This is a genomic window from Sphingopyxis indica (genome assembly GCF_032879645.1).
GTDB classification, from domain to species: Bacteria; Pseudomonadota; Alphaproteobacteria; order Sphingomonadales; family Sphingomonadaceae; genus Sphingopyxis; species Sphingopyxis indica.
Genome location: NZ_CP076394.1, coordinates 3,555,615 through 3,571,627 on the forward strand (window position 1 = coordinate 3,555,615; position 16,013 = coordinate 3,571,627).

18 protein-coding genes are annotated in these 16,013 nt (G+C 67.6%); 11 read left to right on the top strand and 7 right to left on the bottom strand.

Annotation, left to right across the window (positions count from 1 at the left end; translation table 11 throughout):
- Window positions 1-8: 8 nt before the first annotated feature.
- Genes KNJ79_RS16700 through KNJ79_RS16710 form a run of 3 tightly spaced genes read left to right on the top strand, consistent with a single transcriptional unit; the run spans window position 9 to window position 2,598 of the window.
- Window positions 9-1,082, top strand: coding sequence for a glycosyl transferase (locus KNJ79_RS16700; RefSeq protein ID WP_317151923.1), 1,074 nt, complete (start codon window positions 9-11; stop codon window positions 1,080-1,082).
- Window positions 1,079-2,173, top strand: a complete 1,095-nt coding sequence (locus KNJ79_RS16705; protein WP_317151924.1) for a CDP-alcohol phosphatidyltransferase family protein — start codon at window positions 1,079-1,081, stop codon at window positions 2,171-2,173. The genes KNJ79_RS16700 and KNJ79_RS16705 overlap by 4 nt, the downstream gene beginning before the upstream one ends.
- Complete coding sequence (locus KNJ79_RS16710; RefSeq protein WP_317151925.1) at window positions 2,170-2,598, top strand: HIT family protein; 429 nt, start codon at window positions 2,170-2,172, stop codon at window positions 2,596-2,598. The genes KNJ79_RS16705 and KNJ79_RS16710 overlap by 4 nt, the downstream gene beginning before the upstream one ends.
- Here KNJ79_RS16710 and KNJ79_RS16715 read toward each other — a convergent pair.
- The 3 genes from KNJ79_RS16715 to KNJ79_RS16725 are packed head-to-tail and all read right to left on the bottom strand — an operon-like array spanning window position 2,586 to window position 5,102.
- Window positions 2,586-3,350 (bottom strand): phosphocholine cytidylyltransferase family protein, encoded by a 765-nt coding sequence (locus tag KNJ79_RS16715; RefSeq protein ID WP_089215448.1) that lies wholly within the window; start codon window positions 3,348-3,350, stop codon window positions 2,586-2,588. The genes KNJ79_RS16710 and KNJ79_RS16715 overlap by 13 nt on opposite strands.
- Window positions 3,351-3,408: 58 nt before the next feature.
- A complete protein-coding gene (locus tag KNJ79_RS16720) occupies window positions 3,409-4,179 on the bottom strand; it encodes a nucleotidyltransferase family protein (RefSeq protein WP_317151926.1) in 771 nt (256 codons plus the stop codon).
- Window positions 4,176-5,102 carry an alpha/beta hydrolase gene (locus tag KNJ79_RS16725; protein ID WP_317151927.1) on the bottom strand — a complete coding sequence of 309 codons (927 nt, stop codon included), beginning with the start codon at window positions 5,100-5,102 and terminating at the stop codon, window positions 4,176-4,178. The genes KNJ79_RS16720 and KNJ79_RS16725 overlap by 4 nt, the downstream gene beginning before the upstream one ends.
- Before the next feature lie 200 nt (window positions 5,103-5,302).
- On the opposite strand from KNJ79_RS16725, the gene KNJ79_RS16730 reads away from it, so the two are divergent.
- A complete protein-coding gene (locus KNJ79_RS16730) occupies window positions 5,303-6,397 on the top strand; it encodes a hypothetical protein (protein WP_317151928.1) in 1,095 nt (364 codons plus the stop codon).
- Window positions 6,394-7,440 carry a phosphotransferase family protein gene (locus tag KNJ79_RS16735; RefSeq protein WP_317151929.1) on the top strand — a complete coding sequence of 349 codons (1,047 nt, stop codon included), beginning with the start codon at window positions 6,394-6,396 and terminating at the stop codon, window positions 7,438-7,440. Before KNJ79_RS16730 ends, KNJ79_RS16735 begins: the two co-directional genes overlap by 4 nt.
- 200 nt (window positions 7,441-7,640) lie before the next feature.
- On the opposite strand, the gene rpsI is transcribed toward KNJ79_RS16735, so the two are convergent.
- The 3 genes from rpsI to KNJ79_RS16750 all read right to left on the bottom strand — a co-directional run bounded on the left by rpsI (window position 7,641) and on the right by KNJ79_RS16750 (window position 9,848).
- The gene (gene rpsI, locus KNJ79_RS16740) at window positions 7,641-8,138 is read right to left on the bottom strand and encodes a 30S ribosomal protein S9 (protein ID WP_317151930.1); all 498 of its coding nucleotides are present in this window, start codon (window positions 8,136-8,138) and stop codon (window positions 7,641-7,643) included.
- Window positions 8,138-8,617, bottom strand: coding sequence for a 50S ribosomal protein L13 (rplM, locus tag KNJ79_RS16745; protein ID WP_089215443.1), 480 nt, complete (start codon window positions 8,615-8,617; stop codon window positions 8,138-8,140). Before rplM ends, rpsI begins: the two co-directional genes overlap by 1 nt.
- Before the next feature lie 178 nt (window positions 8,618-8,795).
- The gene (locus KNJ79_RS16750) at window positions 8,796-9,848 is read right to left on the bottom strand and encodes a COX15/CtaA family protein (RefSeq protein WP_317151931.1); all 1,053 of its coding nucleotides are present in this window, start codon (window positions 9,846-9,848) and stop codon (window positions 8,796-8,798) included.
- A gap of 436 nt (window positions 9,849-10,284) precedes the next feature.
- Here KNJ79_RS16750 and KNJ79_RS16755 point away from each other — a divergent pair, with 436 nt between their 5' ends.
- From KNJ79_RS16755 to galU, 6 genes are all read left to right on the top strand, one after another.
- Window positions 10,285-11,286 carry a M48 family metalloprotease gene (locus tag KNJ79_RS16755; RefSeq protein ID WP_317151932.1) on the top strand — a complete coding sequence of 334 codons (1,002 nt, stop codon included), beginning with the start codon at window positions 10,285-10,287 and terminating at the stop codon, window positions 11,284-11,286.
- 55 nt (window positions 11,287-11,341) lie between these two features.
- Window positions 11,342-11,878: a peptide-methionine (S)-S-oxide reductase MsrA gene (gene msrA, locus KNJ79_RS16760; RefSeq protein WP_317151933.1), complete on the top strand. Its 537-nt coding sequence runs from the start codon at window positions 11,342-11,344 to the stop codon at window positions 11,876-11,878.
- A 135-nt stretch (window positions 11,879-12,013) separates the two neighbouring features.
- Window positions 12,014-12,550, top strand: a complete 537-nt coding sequence (locus KNJ79_RS16765; protein WP_317151934.1) for a YfiR family protein — start codon at window positions 12,014-12,016, stop codon at window positions 12,548-12,550.
- On the top strand, window positions 12,547-13,746 hold the full coding sequence (locus KNJ79_RS16770) for a diguanylate cyclase domain-containing protein (protein ID WP_317151935.1): 1,200 nt from the start codon (window positions 12,547-12,549) through the stop codon (window positions 13,744-13,746). Before KNJ79_RS16765 ends, KNJ79_RS16770 begins: the two co-directional genes overlap by 4 nt.
- 22 nt (window positions 13,747-13,768) lie before the next feature.
- The gene (locus KNJ79_RS16775; protein WP_317151936.1) at window positions 13,769-14,266 is read left to right on the top strand and encodes an OmpA family protein; all 498 of its coding nucleotides are present in this window, start codon (window positions 13,769-13,771) and stop codon (window positions 14,264-14,266) included.
- A 118-nt stretch (window positions 14,267-14,384) separates the two neighbouring features.
- Window positions 14,385-15,248 (top strand): UTP--glucose-1-phosphate uridylyltransferase GalU, encoded by an 864-nt coding sequence (gene galU, locus KNJ79_RS16780; RefSeq protein WP_317151937.1) that lies wholly within the window; start codon window positions 14,385-14,387, stop codon window positions 15,246-15,248.
- Window positions 15,249-15,285: 37 nt separating this feature from the next.
- Here galU and aqpZ read toward each other — a convergent pair whose 3' ends face one another.
- Window positions 15,286-16,011 carry an aquaporin Z gene (gene aqpZ / locus KNJ79_RS16785; protein ID WP_317151938.1) on the bottom strand — a complete coding sequence of 242 codons (726 nt, stop codon included), beginning with the start codon at window positions 16,009-16,011 and terminating at the stop codon, window positions 15,286-15,288.
- Window positions 16,012-16,013: the final 2 nt, after the last annotated feature.

A 16,013-nucleotide genomic window follows, 5' to 3' on the forward strand; every position in this document is an offset into this window, starting at 1 on the left:
GTCTATCCTTGCCGACCTCCATCGCCTTTCTCGCCATCGCCGAAGCGCAGCAACTCTATCACTGGCTGCCGACCGCGCTGGAACTTGCCCGCCGCGACGATGTGCGGATTTCGGTCCTGTCGCCGTCGGAGCGCATTCTCGATCTGATCCGAAGCCGCGATCCGCAGGGATTGCTCGATCCGGTGCGCCTGCGCCGCCCGCCGGGCCCCGACACGCTCTTTCGCCAGCCGTCGCGGCTGGCCACCCTGCTGCTCAACTATCGCACGCTCACGCGCTTCCCGGTTCTCGTGACGACCGAGATCACCACCGCCTGGCTCTCCCGCGTCCCCGGATTTCCTTCGCGGACGATTCTCATCAAGCATGGGGCGGGCGATCGCGAAGGCGGATATAAGCAACGCCACCGCTATTTCGACCTGACGCTGGTCGGCGGGATCAAGGATCGCCGCCGAATGATCGAGCGCGGCCTCGGCACGGAGCAGAATATCGTCGTCGCCGGCTATCCCAAATTCGAGCTCGACACGGAGCCTCAGCGCTTTTTCCCCGACGACCGCCCGGTGCTTCTCTACAATCCGCATTTCGATGCGGAGCTGTCGTCGTGGATCCGCCACGGCCCCGCCATTCTCGCGGCGCTGGAAGCGCTCGACGGATGGAACGTCATCGTCGCACCGCATATCAAGCTGGCGCGCCAGGTGCCGCCGATCACGTCGCGGGCCCCCCATGTGCGCGTCGACATGGGCAGCCACCATTCGATCGACATGAGCTATACGACGAGCGCCGACGTCTATCTGGGGGACGTATCGAGCCAGATCTATGAATTTGTCGTGCGCCCGCGCCCCTGCATTTTCCTGAACCTCGACCGGCGGGCATGGCAGGGCGATCCCGCCTTTGCGCATTGGCGGCTGGGGCAGGTGATCGAGGATCTGGCCGACCTGCCCCGCGCGCTGGCCCGGGCGGCGGACTTGCAACCCGGCTTCATTGATGCTCAGGAAACGGCCATGCGCGATTCCATCGACCAGTCCCCGATCCCCGCCTCCCGGCGCCAGGCCGACCTCATCCTCGACTTTGCGAGGGCGAACGGATGAGCGGCACGATCGCGACAGCCGCCGGGCCGGTGCGCCTGATCGGCGACAACGCCACGCCCATCTGGGGCATGACCAACGCCGAACGCTGCCGCCGGCTGGCGGAGAGCGCCGGAAAGGACGGCGCGGCGGTCGCGCCGGGGCACGAACTGCTGTTCAACCTCGACTTTGTTTTCGACCCGATGCTGCTCCGCGAAGTCCTGGGCCAGCCCGGGCTGGTTTTCGCGTGGAACGGCGTACCGGTGGTCGGACAGGCGCCGCAGGGCCGCGATCCGATGACCGCCTCGGTCGTCGACCTGGCGGACGGGCGAAAGCTCTACAACCGCCAGCTTCGCAAACTCGAACAACCTTTCGTGCGCGATCTGACCCCTGCCACCCGGCGCGAAATCGAACGCCGCAGCTATTTCGGCGCCTATAAGGGCGTCACCGACCTGCTGACCAAATATCTCTGGCCCGAACTGGCGCTGTGGCTGACGCGCGGCGCAGCGAGCATCGGCATGACGCCGAACATGGTGACGGCGATCGGCGCGGCGCTGTGCATCTATGCGACCTATCTCTTCGCCCATGGCCAATATTGGACCGGGATGCTCGCGGGCTTTATCTTCATGGTGCTCGACACCGTGGATGGAAAACTCGCACGCTGCACGATCACCTCGTCCAAATGGGGCAATGTCGCCGACCATGGCGTCGACCTGATCCATCCGCCCTTCTGGTGGTATTTCTGGGGCGTCGGCCTGGGCAGCTGGGGGCTGGCGCTTTCGACCCAGACATTCGCACTGGTGATGGTCGGGGTGATCGCAGGCTATATTCTCCAGCGGGTGATCGAGGGCCTGTTCCTCAAGGACTTCGGCATGGACATTCATGTCTGGCGGCGGTTCGACAGCGATTTTCGCCTGATCACCGCGCGCCGCAATCCGAATATGGCGATCCTGTTCGTCGCGCTGCTCGCCGGGCGTCCCGACGTCGGCCTTGTCGCGCTCGCCTGGTGGACCGTCATCTCGCTGGCCGTCCATACGGTGCGTTTGGCCCAGGCCTATCGCACACACCGTTCGGGGCGGCCGATCGTCAGCTGGATGGAGGAGCCCGTTCCATGAACGAAACCATCGAAAAATTCGGCTATCCCGCGACGTTGATCGCCGAATTCGACCATTGGCTCGTCCTGCTGCGCCCGACCCAGCCGACATTGGGCGCGCTGGTGCTGGCCGCAAAATCACCCGCAACGGCGTTCGGCGACCTGCCGGCCGCCGCCCATGCCGAGCTCAAGGCGGTCACCTCGGCGATCGAGGCGGCGCTGTCGGCGGCCGTGAGCTACGCCAAGATCAACTATCTGATGCTGATGATGGTCGATCCGCATGTGCATTTTCATGTGATCCCCCGCTATGAGGGGAACCGCACGGCGGCCGGCATGACGGTGACGGATGCGGGCTGGCCCGGTCAGCCCGATCTCGGCCAGGCGGCGAAGCCGGACGCGGCACAGGTCGCGGCGCTCGTCGCCTGGCTGAAACCCTATTTCGCGTAGCGTTTTTCCGCGGCCCATCGCGCGGTCAGCGCGTCGGCGGCCTCGACGTCCCCGGGAAAATCGACTTCCTGCCATTCGAGGCCCTCGATCGACACGGTCCCGACCCGGTTGCCCTTGGCGATGATGTCGATCGCGCGCAGATACCAGCGCTCGACGCCGTCGGGCGTGCGCATCATCTGATCGACCTGATTGCGAAAGATCGCCGGCCCGTCGCCGGCGAACGCCAGCATACCGATCGATTCGGCGTCGGTGTCGGGGGGCAACAGCCGCTTGCCGATGGCGTGGAGCCGCCCTTCGGCATCGCGGGTCACCTTCATGTCGTCGTCGTCATAGCTGTCCTTGACATCGACGGTCACGGTGATCGGATCGACCGCGCCGGCGATCAGCCGGGCGACGATTTCGTCCGAGACGATGGTATCGCCGTTGAGGATGATGAAATCCCGGTCCATTTCCGCGCGCGCGATCCAGCAGGTGCCCAGATTGTCGGCGACCTGAAAGAAGGGATTGAACAGCGTGCGAACGCGCGCGCCGGTGTCGCGATAAAGTTCCAGCGCGTGATCCTCGACGCGTTCGGTCCGGAAACCGGTCACGACGACGATATCCTTGATCCCGTTGGCAACGAGGGCCGCGACCTGCCAGCCCAACAGGCTGCGGCCGTTGAACTCGATCAGGCATTTGGGCAGGTCGCGGGTCAGCGGCAACAGGCGCGACCCTTGCCCGGCGGACAGGATGATGGCTTTCTTGATGCTCATGGCTGACGCCCTAGAGCCGCTTGACGTTCGTTTCACCAAAAAAAGCGCATCGCACCGGTCACGGCCGGGCGGCGAGGATCCGTTCGATCAATTCGACGTCGGCGGGCTTGTCGGCGTCGATGCACGCCTCCGGCTCGGTCATCGGGACGATTTTCGCCTTGAGGCCGAAGCGCAGCCCGGCGCGCGCGACGCCCTGCTGGATGGTGATCAGCCGCAGCACCACCGCGAGCAGCAGCGCCGGACCGAAGGCCGCGACGATCTTCATGCCCCGCTTGCGGTCGCGCTCGATCCGGCCCCAGAAATCGAGCAAGGGCAGCACGCGGCGTCCGCGGAGGCGAAAGAGGTTCGCGCCCGACCACCAGCCGCCGCGGAATTTGAGCCAGGTGCGCTTCGATTCGGGATAGCGCGCGAGCAGCACACGCTTTTCGACCATCGCAACCGCGACGTCGCTATCCTCCGCACCGGCCAGAAATTCGGCGATCATCGCAGGCGTCAGGAGCACATTGTCGGCGGTCGTCACGAGCACCGGCGCATCGCCCTCGGGCAGCGCGGCGGCGAGCGAGGCGCTGATCCCCTGCCCCGAGTCGGCGAAATGGAGGTCGGCGAAGCCCACGAGCGCAGGGTCGGCGGCGAGCTCGGCGCTGCGCTGCGCGAGGATGGTGATCGGCCCCACTTCGGGCGCCGCGCGCAGCGCCGCGACGACATGCGCGAGCATCGGGCGGCCCGCGATGGGGAGCAGCGCCTTGGTCGAGACGCCGCTGCCCGAGAGCAAGGGGTCGGGACCCGGACGGCTGCCCGCCATGACGAGGACGCGGATCGGTCCGTTCACTGCGCGGCAGCCCCGATCGGCGCGATGCGGCGCGCGGTGACGCCGCGCAGGAAATCGCTCGCCTCTTCGAGCACCGGCCCCTTGCCGCGGAACGGCGCCGACAGCGCCATGACGATGGCCGTGTGCCCCATGCCGGGATAGACGCGCAGCGTCGCCGCGCCGCCCGCGCGCAGAATCGCCGCCGCCAGATTCTGGCTGTTGCGCGGGCGCACCACATCGTCGGCGTCACCGGTGGCGAGCCACAGCGGCGGCGCATCGCCGCGCGCGAAGGCGACCGGCTGTGTCTTTTCGAGCGGGCGGACCTTGCCCATCGCCTTGTCGGCAAAACCGCCCTTTTCGAGGGGCAGGAAATCATAGGGGCCGGCGAGCCCGGCGACGCCGCGGATCACCGAAGGATCGCTGCCCGCTTCGCGCAGCCAGCTCGGATCCAGCGCGAGCATCATCGCATTATAGGCGCCCGCCGAATGGCCCATCAGCGCGATCCGGTCGGGATCGCCGCCGAGGCTCGCGATATGCCGATGCACCCACGCGACCGCGGCGGCGCTGTCCTTCAGGAAATCGGGCCAGTGCGCGCGCGGAACCAGCCGATAGTCGGGGATGACGGTGACGAACCCCTGCTGCGCGAGCGCGCGGCCCGCAAAGCCATAGCTTTCGCGCGCGCCGCTGTTCCAGCCGCCGCCATAGAAGAAGACGACGACTGGCAGCCGGTCGTGCGGCTGGGCGGCTTCGGGCACCCATATGTCGAGCGACTGGCGCGGCCCCTGGCCATAGGGCTGATCGGCGAGCAACAGCCGCGCGCCGTCGCCCGGCCCGAGCAGGCGATCGGCAAGATTCAGCGACCTGGCGCCGCCACGCAACACCGCCTTCGCGCCGCCGCCGAACAGCAGCAGAAGCAGGATCGCCACGAACAGAAATTTGACCAAGCCTCGCCGTCCTTGCTGCGCGTCTCGCGCGCCCTACCGCGCGCTGCGGGTCGCGACAAGCGCCGCGATCCTTTCGCGCCATCGCGGCCGCCGTGCGGCCCGGCCTCACCGGTAACATCCGCGCCATGTCGCCCGCCGCCTCGCGGCCGGATTGACGCAGCCCATCCTGCCGTTAGGTTGCAAGAAAAAACGGGATGAGGATGATGCTGACAAAAGGCGACGAATATCCGCTGCACCAGACGAGCGAGCCGGTGGCCTTCGCGGGCACCGACCGCAATTTCTACGACCGCTATTTCTTCAACGGTTACAGCGCCGACGGGTCGCTCTTCTTCGCCGCGGCGATGGGTCTTTACCCGCAGCTCGGCATCGTCGATGCGAGTTTCAGCGTCGTCGTCGATGGCGTGCAGCATATCCTCCATGCGAGCCGCCGCTCGGGCGGCGAGCGGCTCGACCTGGCGGTCGGCCCGATCGCGATCCATATCGACGCCCCGCTCGAGCGCCTTGCTCTGACCATCGCGGCGAACGACGGCCTGCTCGCGGGCGAGCTGCTGTTCACCGGGCGTCATTTCCCGATTCTGGAGCCGCGCTTCGTCCGCCGCAACGGCACGCGATTGTTCATGGACTATACGCGCATGACGCAGAACGGCCGCTGGTCGGGCTGGCTGTCGGTCGACGGACAGCGGATCGACCTCGATACCGGCTGGACCGGCACGCGCGACCGCAGCTGGGGGATACGCCCCGTCGGGGCCGCCGAATCGCAGCCGCCGCCGCAGGGCAATTTCAGCCAGTTCTTCTGGCTGTGGACGCCGTGCAATTTCGCCGGCCGCTCGCTCTTCTTCCACAGCAACGACGACGGCGAGGGCAGCCCGTGGAACCGCCGCGCGGTGATCGTCGGCGATGGCGGCGTCGAACGCCATTTCGATGGCGCGACCTTCGCCGCGACGTGGGAATCGGGAACGCGGCGGCTCGCGCGGCTCGACGTCGATCTCGGAGCCCGCAGCACGCTGGCACTCGTGCCGTCCGGGCCGGTCTTCGCGATGAGCGGCCTCGGCTACACGCATCCGGTCTGGGGCCATGGCTTCGATCACGGCGCCGATCCGGTCGTCGCGCATGACGCGCTGACCGAGGAGGAACGAAGCTGGGCCAATCCGCTCGCGATGCACATCCAGGCGCTCGTCACCGCCGAACTGGCCGACGGCGATGCCATGCATCGCGGCACCGGCGTACTCGAACAATTATTCGTCGGCCCGCACGCGCCGACCGGCCTTACGGGCCTGATGGACCCCGCGCGATGAGCTTTCCGACGTCGCCGGAGGCGATGACCCCGGCCTGGATCGCGGCGCGGCTGGGGCAACCCGCGGGCGCGCTGCGCGGCTTCACGACCGCCAAGGTCGGGACCGGCCAGATGTGCGACAGCTTCCGCCTGACGCTCGACTGGGCGGAAGGCATCGACGACGCGCCCGCGAGCATCGTCGCCAAATGCCCGAGCCACGACGCGGCGAGCCGCAATATCGCGGCGCTGACCGGCACCTATGTCAAGGAAGTGAGCTGGTATCGCGAACTGGCGGCGGACAGCGGCGTCGCGGCGCCGCATTGCTATCATGCACAGATTGCGCCGGACGGCGTCGACTTCATCCTGCTGCTCGCCGACCTTGCTCCCGCGCAGCCGGGCGATCAACTCGCGGGGATGGGTCTCGACGCGCTCGGCCCCTGTATCGACGCGGCGGCGGGGCTGCACGCGCTGCTGTGGAACGATGCGCGGCTCGACGCGCTGCCGTGGCTTTCGCGCGATAGCGGCGATCTGGTCCGCGCGCTGTTTCCGCAGCTCTATCTCGGTTTTCGCGAGCGCTATGCCGGACGGCTCGCGCCCGACATTCTGGGCGTCGGCGCGGCGCTCGTCGAACGGCTCGAAGCCTGGCTGACGCGCACGCCGGCGGCGCGGACGATCGTCCACGGCGATCTTCGCCTCGACAATATCCTCTTCGCGCCCGGCCGGCGCGAATGCTGGCTGGTCGACTGGCAGACGCTTGGCCGCGGCAGCGGCGCCGCCGACCTTGCCTATCTGGTCGGCACCAGCATCGCCGATCCGGTCGAGCGCGCGTCCGCCGACCGGCCCGCCTTCGACCGCTGGCTCTCGGCCTTGCGGGCGCAGGGGATCGAAGCCGACGCCGACGCGCTGTGGGACGATTATCGCGTCGGCGCGCTCAGCGGCTATTTCATGGCGGTCTTCGCGTCGATGAACGTCGAACGCACGCCGCGCGGGGACGAGATGTTCGCGGTGATGGCCGAACGCCCGGCGCGGCAGGCGCTCGCGCTGGGAAGCCTCGATTTGCTCTAGGCCGGCAGTTCGCGGATCGTCTGGAAACGGGCGATACCAGTCGTAGGGATAAGGAAGCCCCTCCCCTGAAGGGGAGGGGCTTAAAGGCCGCAACGTCCGCTCCCCACCCCGAAACCGACATCCCCGCTCGTCCGCCACGAAAAAGGGCGGCCCGTCGCCGGACCGCCCTTCCTTTTCTCCACCCGTCGGCGGAAAAATGATTAGCGCTTCGAGAACTGGAAGCTGCGGCGGGCCTTCGCCTTGCCGTACTTCTTACGCTCGACCGCGCGGCTGTCGCGGGTCAGGAAGCCCGCGGCCTTCACCGCGGTGCGCAGCTTGGGCTCGTAACGGGTCAGCGCCTGCGCGATGCCGTGCAGCACGGCGCCCGCCTGGCCCGACAGGCCGCCGCCCTTGACGGTCGCGACGACGTCATACTGGCCGACGCGATCGGTCAGGCCGAAAGGCTGGTTGATGACGAGGCGCAGCGTCGGGCGCGCGAAATAGACTTCCTGATCGCGGCCGTTGACGGTGATCTTGCCCGAACCGGGCTTGACCCACACGCGGGCGACGGCGTCCTTGCGGCGGCCGGTCGCATAGGCGCGGCCCTGCTTGTCGAGCTGCTGCTCGCGCAGCGGCGCCGACGGCGTTTCCGGGGTCTCGACGCCTTCGACGGCGCCGGCGAGATCCTTGAGATCGGTCATGGTCTGTTCGTCAGCCATTATGCACCCACCTTGTTCTTGCGGTTCATCGACGCGACGTCGATCACTTCGGGGTTCTGCGCGGCGTGCGGATGGTCGGTGCCCGCGAAGATGCGCAGGTTGCGCATCTGCTGGCGGCCGAGCGGGCCGCGCGGGATCATGCGCTCGACGGCCTTTTCGAGCACGCGCTCGGGGAAGCGGCCCTCGAGGATCTTCGCGGGGCTGGTTTCCTTGATGCCGCCGGCATAGCCGGTGTGCTTGTAATAGCGCTTGTCGGCCATCTTCTTGCCGGTGAACTGCACCTTTTCGGCATTGATGACGATGACATTGTCGCCGCAGTCGACATGCGGGGTAAAGCTCGGCTTGTGCTTGCCGCGCAGGATGTTGGCGATGATCGTCGCGACGCGGCCCACGACCAGGCCGTCGGCGTCGATCAGCACCCATTTCTTTTCGACCGTCGCGGCGTTCGCCGACTGGGTCGTCTTGGTCAGCGCCTTCATGGCACGCTCCTTGACAGAGATGGACTTGGGCATAGGGCTTGCCGCCAGCCGCCCGGAAACAAACCGCGCCGCCTGATCCGAACGGACGCGGCGGCGCTTCGATGCGGCCCAATGACGAGTGACGCGCCGAAAGTCAAGCTCAGCGCGCGATTGCTGACAGGTAATATGATACCTCGCGTCAAATTTTGGGGGCAGCGCCCTGTGCGTCGCGGCGTCCCAGCCGGTGCAGCGCCGCGGCGGTGGTCGCGACCAGCAGCGCGCCCGTAACCTGATGCAGCACCGCGACCCACATCGACACGCCGGTGACGACGGTCGCGATGCCGAGCGTCATCTGCGCCGCGACGACGAGCAGCAGCAGCCGCGCCTCGGTCCGGCCGCCGCGCCGCCACAGCGCGCGCGCGAGGAGCAACAGCGCGAGCGCCGCGACCCACGCCCACCAGCGATGGAGGAAATGGATCAGGAAGGGGTCGTTGGTGATCGCCATCCACGCGCCCGACGACCAGTCGATACCTTCGGGGAAGAAATGGTCGTTCATCAGCGGCCATGTGCTTGCGACATAGCCGGCGTTGAGCCCGGCGGTCCATGCGCCGAGCAAGAGCTGGACGACGAGCACCGCGATCACCGCGATCGCGCCGCCGGTCAGCCGCGCCGGACGCGCGCCGGGATCGCGCGCCAGTTGCGCCAGGTCGCGCGCGGTCCAGACGAGGCCCGCGAGCAGGAACAGCGCGGTCAGCAAATGGGTCGCGAGGCGGAAATGGCTGACGTCGGTGCGCTGGACGAGCCCCGAGGCGACCATCCACCAGCCGATCGCGCCCTGCAGCCCGACGAGCGCGGCGAGCGCGAACAGCCGCCAGCCGTAGCCCGCGGGGATCGCGCGGCGGAAAGCGTACCAGACGAGCGGCACGAGCAGCGCGAGCCCGACGAGCCGCCCGAGGATGCGGTGCAGCCATTCCCAGAAGAAAATGCCCTTGAACGCGGCGAGCGACATGCCGCGATTGATCTGCTGATATTCGGGAATCTGCTGGTATTTCTCGAACTCGGCCTGCCATGCCGCATCGCTCAGCGGTGGCAGGATACCCGACACCGGCTTCCACTCGGTAATCGACAGGCCCGATTCGGTCAGGCGGGTGATGCCGCCGACCGCAACGATGGCGATCACGAGCAATGCGACGACCCACAGCCAGCGCGACAGCGCGGCGGGGCGGGTTCTGGCGGACGGAGCCTCGGTCATCGCCGCCCTATCGTCGCTCGCCCCGCGATAGGCAAGAGGCCGGTGCGTTGCACGCGGGTCGATCAATGCGGACGGCCGCTGTTTATCGGCGGATCCTGTCCTTTGCAGACGCGCGGCGGCTTTGGGGTGGAGAGCGGACGGTCCTCCCCCTTGGGGGAGGGGGAGCGAGCGGGACAAAGGAACGCGCGGGGCGCGTTGCTTCCCGCGAGCCCGAAGGGTGGTGGAGGGGCACAGGCGGTTTGCCTTTCCCTCTTTGAACGCAGCGTAAACCGAGGGTGCCCCTCCACCATGCTTCGCATGGTCCCCCTCCCCGTGCCGGGGAGGACCCTTATGACCGCCTAACGCCCGAAAGCGGTTGCAATTTCCAGCGATACGGCCGCCTTTCGCGTCGCGAAATTCATGGTCGCGACAGGCGGAGCTTGATAAGCCCGCGCCGATGCCCCCGCTCGTCCGTCCGCTCTTCGCCTTGCTCACCGCCGCACTCACCGCTCCCGCAGCGGCCGTGCCCGCGGAGGCTGCATCGCCCGCCTCGCCCTATCGCACTCTCGCCGCGCTCGAAGCGCGGGTCGCGGCGATCGGCTTTCGGCTGACCACCGCCAACGCCGGCTGGTGCCCGGAGAAACAGGCGCAATATGGCTGGATCTGGGGCGATCCGCGGCTTTACGGCGCGGACCGGCGCGGCGAAGCGCTTGCCGCCTATGGCGCTGCCGCCTTCGACCTTCCCTTCCTTGCCGCGGTCGCCCCGGGCTCGCCGGCTGCCGAGGCGGGCCTTCGGACCGGCGAGACGATCACCGCGGTCGACGATGCGGCGATCCTCGTCCCGGCCGATGCCGACGATCCCTTTGCGCGCATCACCGCGCTCGAAACGCGGATGGCGGCGACGCCTCTCGATGCCGCGACGATCGTGTCGAACGCCGCGACGCGCTTCGCGCTCCACCCCGTCGCCGGCTGCGCGAGCGATTTTCGCGTCGAGGCGCGCGATACCGAAAGCGGCGCGGCGGACGGGCGGCTGGTGCTGATCAGCGCCGGCCTCGCCGCCTTCGCCGCCGACGATGACGAGCTTGCCGCAGCGGTCGCGCACGAGCTGGCGCATAATATATTGCGCCACCGCGAGCGGCTCGACGCCGCCGGCGTCGATCGCGGACTGTTCCAGAATTTCGGGCGCAGCGCACGGCTGTTCCGCCAGACCGAGGTCGAGGCCGACCGGCTCTCGATATGGTTGATGCGCGGCGCCGGCTATGACCCGCACGCCGCCATCCGCTTCTGGGAACGCTTCGGCACGCGCAACGGACCGGTGCTCATCCAGCCCGGCACGCATCCGCGCTGGGGCGACCGGGTGAAGAGCTTCGAGCAGGAGATTGCCGCCATCGAGGCGGCCGACGCCGCGGGCCGACCGCTCCGCCCGCCGCTGATCGACGCGCCGCCGCCCTTGGAATAGCGCCGCCGCTTCCTATTTTGGGCACCGGACGAACTTTTCCCGCAAAGGACAAACGATGACCCGTGAGACCGCGATTTTCGCCGGTGGCTGCTTCTGGTGCACCGAGGCCGTGTTTCAATCGCTCGCCGGGGTCGAAGGTGTCGAGAGCGGCTATATCGGCGGCAGCGTCGCCGACCCGACCTACAAGCAGGTGTGCGGCGGCGATACCGGCCATGCCGAGGCGATCCGCATCAGCTATGACCCCGCGGTCATCTCCTACGACGACCTGCTCGACGTCTTCTTCGCGACGCACGATCCGACGCAGCTCAACCGCCAGGGCAATGACGTCGGCACGCAATATCGCAGCGCGATCTTCCCGCTGGACGACGCGCAGGCCGCTGCGGCGCGCGCGGGCATCGAACGCGCGCAGCCCGGCTGGCCGGCGCCGATCGTCACCAGCATCGAACCCGCGTCCGACTGGTATCCGGCCGAGGATTATCACCAGGCCTATTGGGACGGCGAAGGCCAGCGCAACCCCTATTGCCTTGCGGTCATTCCCCCCAAGCTCGCCAAGCTGCGCAAGGGATTCGGCGAGCGTCTGCGCCCGGCCTGACCGGCAAAACTGTCTCCATTCGGGACATAAATTGACGTCATGGCGCCAATTTTCTTGACTTTTACATAGGTTAAGCTAGCGGACGCGGCCGCAGCCGGGCGCTGGTTTCCCGGCGCAAGCTGGGGTTTTTCGGTTGTGCTGGCATCCTTGTTCCTGATCGGCGCCGCGCTCGCCACGCCGGGCATGACGGTGCAGCAGGCAAGCCAGGCGATCGTCGACGAAAGCGGCGGCGGCCTGACCGAAGCGGTCAACCGGATGGTCGGCGGGATCATCAGCTATGTCGGCTGGCCCGGCCGGCGCGCGGGCGACGATTTGACGCTCTGCCAGGTCGGAGCGCCGCGCCTCACCGGCTTGCTCGCGCCCGATATTCCCGGCGACCGGCCGCTGAGCCTGCGAAAGACCTCTGCCGGCGCGGTGATCGCGAACGGCGGCTGCGATATTCTCTATCTCGGCCGCGTCTCGTCAGCGGACCGGATGCGGCTGGTGCAATGGGTCCGCGCGCGCCCCGTCCTGACGATCACCGACGACGATCCGGCGTGCCTCCATGGGGCGATGTTCTGCCTCGCCCATCGGGAGGCCGGGCTCAGCTTTTCGGTCAATCTCGATGCGATCGCGCGCGGGCCGCTTCGGGTCGATCCGCGCGTGCTCCAGATCGGGCGGAGCGTATCATGAGCGACCGCAAGCCGCCCCGCACCACGTTGCAAAAGCTGCTCTCGCGCTTTCACTTCGGCGTCACCCTGTTCGCGGTCGCGCTCTCGGGCCTCGCGATCATGCTCGCGGGCGTCGCCGCGCTGCGCGGCTATGCCGATCGCAATATCGAGCTTGCGGCGCAGCTCGGCGCCTATGGCGTCGAGCCCGCCCTCGTCTTCCGCGACCCGCGGGCGGCGCGCGAGGGGATCGAGCCACTTACCCATATTCCTGGCATCGCGCAGCTGCGTATCCTCGACGATCGCGGCGCACCGCTCACCGAATGGGTCTCGCCGCAGCCCGATCCGGCGCCGCTGCTCACCCGCATCTTCTTTCCCGAACCCTTTGCGCTGCCGGTCAGGCGCAACGGATCGCGCATCGGCACGATCGAAATAAGCGGCGATTCCTCGACCCTGCTCGACTATGTCCGCATCGGCCTGCTCGCCGGCCTCATCTGCCTGATCGTCACCGGTCTCGGCACGGTCGCGCTCGCGCGGCGCTTCGAATATGAACTGGTCAAGCCGCTCGGCGAAATCGCGAGCGTCGCGCACGACGTGCGCCTGCACCGCCGCTTCGACAAGCGCGTGCAGAGCCTCGGCATCGCCGAACTCGACCGGCTCGGCGGCGACATCAACGCGCTGCTCGACGAGCTTCAGGGCTGGCAGGGCCATATGGAAAGCGAACATGCGATGCTCGCGCACCGCGCCTCGCACGACATGCTCACCGCGATGCCGAACCGCGCGGCCTTCGACGAACAGCTCGCCGCGCGCATCGAGGGCGCCGCAACGCGCCGGTCGCGCTTGGCGCTGCTGTTCATCGACGTGGACAATTTCAAGGCGGCGAACGACGGTTTCGGCCATGCGGCGGGCGATGCGGTGCTCGTTGCGCTCGCCGCGCGGATCAGGGCCGTCCTGCGCCGCGCCGACTTCGCGGCGCGGATCGGCGGCGACGAATTCGCAGTCATCGCCGAACCGGTGGACGCACGCGCCGATGCCGAGGAGTTGGCGCTGCGCATCTGCAACGCCGTGGCCGAACCCGTCGCGCTGACCGATGGCGAAGACTATCGCCCCGCGGTCAGCGTGGGCGTTGCGATCTACCCCGATGACGGCGGCGACGGCACCGCGCTGCTCACCGTCGCCGATTCGGACATGTACGCGCACAAGCTGTCGAACCGAAACTGATCGAAAGCACGGAAAGCCCCCCATGACCCAGCCCCTTCTTGCTCCGCTGCGCAACCTGTCGCTGTTGCTGCTGCTTGCGACGCTCGCCGCGTGCCAGAGCCTGCCGCGCCCCGCGGGCTTCACCGCCGAACAAATGGCGGTGCTGAGGGCGGAAGGCTTTGTCGAGGGCGATCCCGACTGGTCGCTGACCTTTCACGACCGGCTGCTCTTCCCCTTCGACGAGAGCAAGCTGCCGCCCGAACAGGAGGATCGCATCGCCACCATGGCCCGGCATCTGGTCGCGGTGGGGATCGGGACCGCGCGGGTCGAGGGACATACCGACTCGGTCGGCACCGACGCCTATAATCTCGCGCTGTCGCAGGAGCGTGCCGAAACGGTCGCGCGGCCGATGCGCGCGGGCGGCATGAATTTCGCGCCGGGACAGGTGGTGGGCCGCGGCGAGGCGCTGCCCGTTTCGAGCAATGCGACCGCCGAGGGGCGGCAGGACAATCGCCGCGTCGTGATCATCGTCACGCCATAATAGTCGTCGAGCCAAGATCGGCGGACCGCTATATCGACGGGACGCAGGGTCGAGAGGTTTCGTCGTATCGACGATCTTGCCCATTGATTTCGATCTCGCCGCCAATAGGACCGTTCCCATGAAACCGATCCGCAAAGCCGTTTTTCCCGTCGCCGGCCTCGGCACCCGCTTCCTGCCCGCGACCAAGGCTATTCCCAAGGAGATGCTGCCGGTCGTCGACCGCCCGCTGATCCAATATGCGGTCGACGAGGCGCGCGAGGCGGGGATCGAGCAGATGATCTTTGTCACCGGCCGCGGCAAGAGCGCGATCGAGGACCATTTCGACATCGCCTTCGAACTCGAAAAGACGATGTCCGAACGCGGCAAGAATCTGTCGGTGCTCGCACCGACGCGCCTCGGCCCCGGCAATTGCGCCTATGTCCGCCAGCAGGAACCGCTCGGGCTCGGCCACGCCATCTGGTGCGCACGCGACATCGTCGGCGACGAACCCTTCGCCATCTTCCTGCCCGACGAATTCATGCACGGCTCGCCCGGCTGCATGAAGCAGATGGTCGATGCCTATGCCAAGGTCGGCGGCAATCTGATCTCGGTGCTCGAAGTCCCGCAGGACAAGGTATCGAGCTATGGCGTGATCGCGCCGGGCGCGCGCGACGGCTCGCTGACCGAAGTCACCGGCCTCGTCGAAAAGCCCCCGGTCGCCGAGGCGCCGTCGAACCTGATCATTTCGGGCCGCTATATCCTCCAGCCCGAGGTGATGCGCGTGCTCGAAGGGCAGGAAAAGGGCGCGGGCGGCGAAATCCAGCTGACCGATGCGATGGCGTCGATGATCGGGCAGCAGCCTTTCCATGCCGTGACCTTCGACGGCACCCGCTACGACTGCGGATCGAAGGCGGGCTATATCCAGGCCAATCTCGCGCTCGCGCTCGAACGCCCCGACATGGCGGACGAGGTGCGCGCCTTTGCGGTCGACCTGTTGAAATAGGCGGCGCCGACCGGGGACTCCGGCCGGCGCGCCGCCCCTATTGCCCCTCGATATCGGGCTTGGGATGCGTGTCGGCGCCCACGGTCCGATAGAGCCAGCCGCCGACCGCGCCGCCGATCAGCGGGGCGACCCAGAAGAGCCACAATTGCTGGAGCGCCAGCCCGCCGACGACGAGCGCCGGGCCGGTGCTGCGCGCCGGGTTGACCGAGGTGTTGGTCACGGGAATCGAAATCAGGTGGATCAAGGTGAGCGCAAGTCCGATCGCGATCGGCGCGAAACCCGCAGGTGCGCGGCCGTCGGTCGCTCCCATGATCACCCAGACGAATCCCGCGGTGAGCACGATTTCGATGATCAGGCCCGACCAGAGATCATAGCCGCCCGGCGATCCCTCGCCGACCCCGTTGGCGGCGAGACCGTTGGTCGCCAGATCATAGGCCGGGCTGCCGCTGGCGATGTAGAAGAGCAGGAACGCCGCGACGATCGCGCCGAGCACCTGTGCAACGACATAGAGCGGGATGTCGCGCGCCTCGAAGCGCCCTCCGGCCCACAGGCCGACGGTTACCGCCGGATTGAGATGGCATCCCGAAATATGGCCGATCGCATAGGCCATGGTGAGAACGGTGAGACCGAAAGCCAGCGCGACCCCCAGCAGGCCGATGCCGACGTCGGGAAATCCCGCCGCGATCACCGCGCTGCCGCAGCCACCGAAGACAAGCCAAAAAGTGCCGATAAACTCGGCCAACCCCTTTTGCATATTGCTCATAT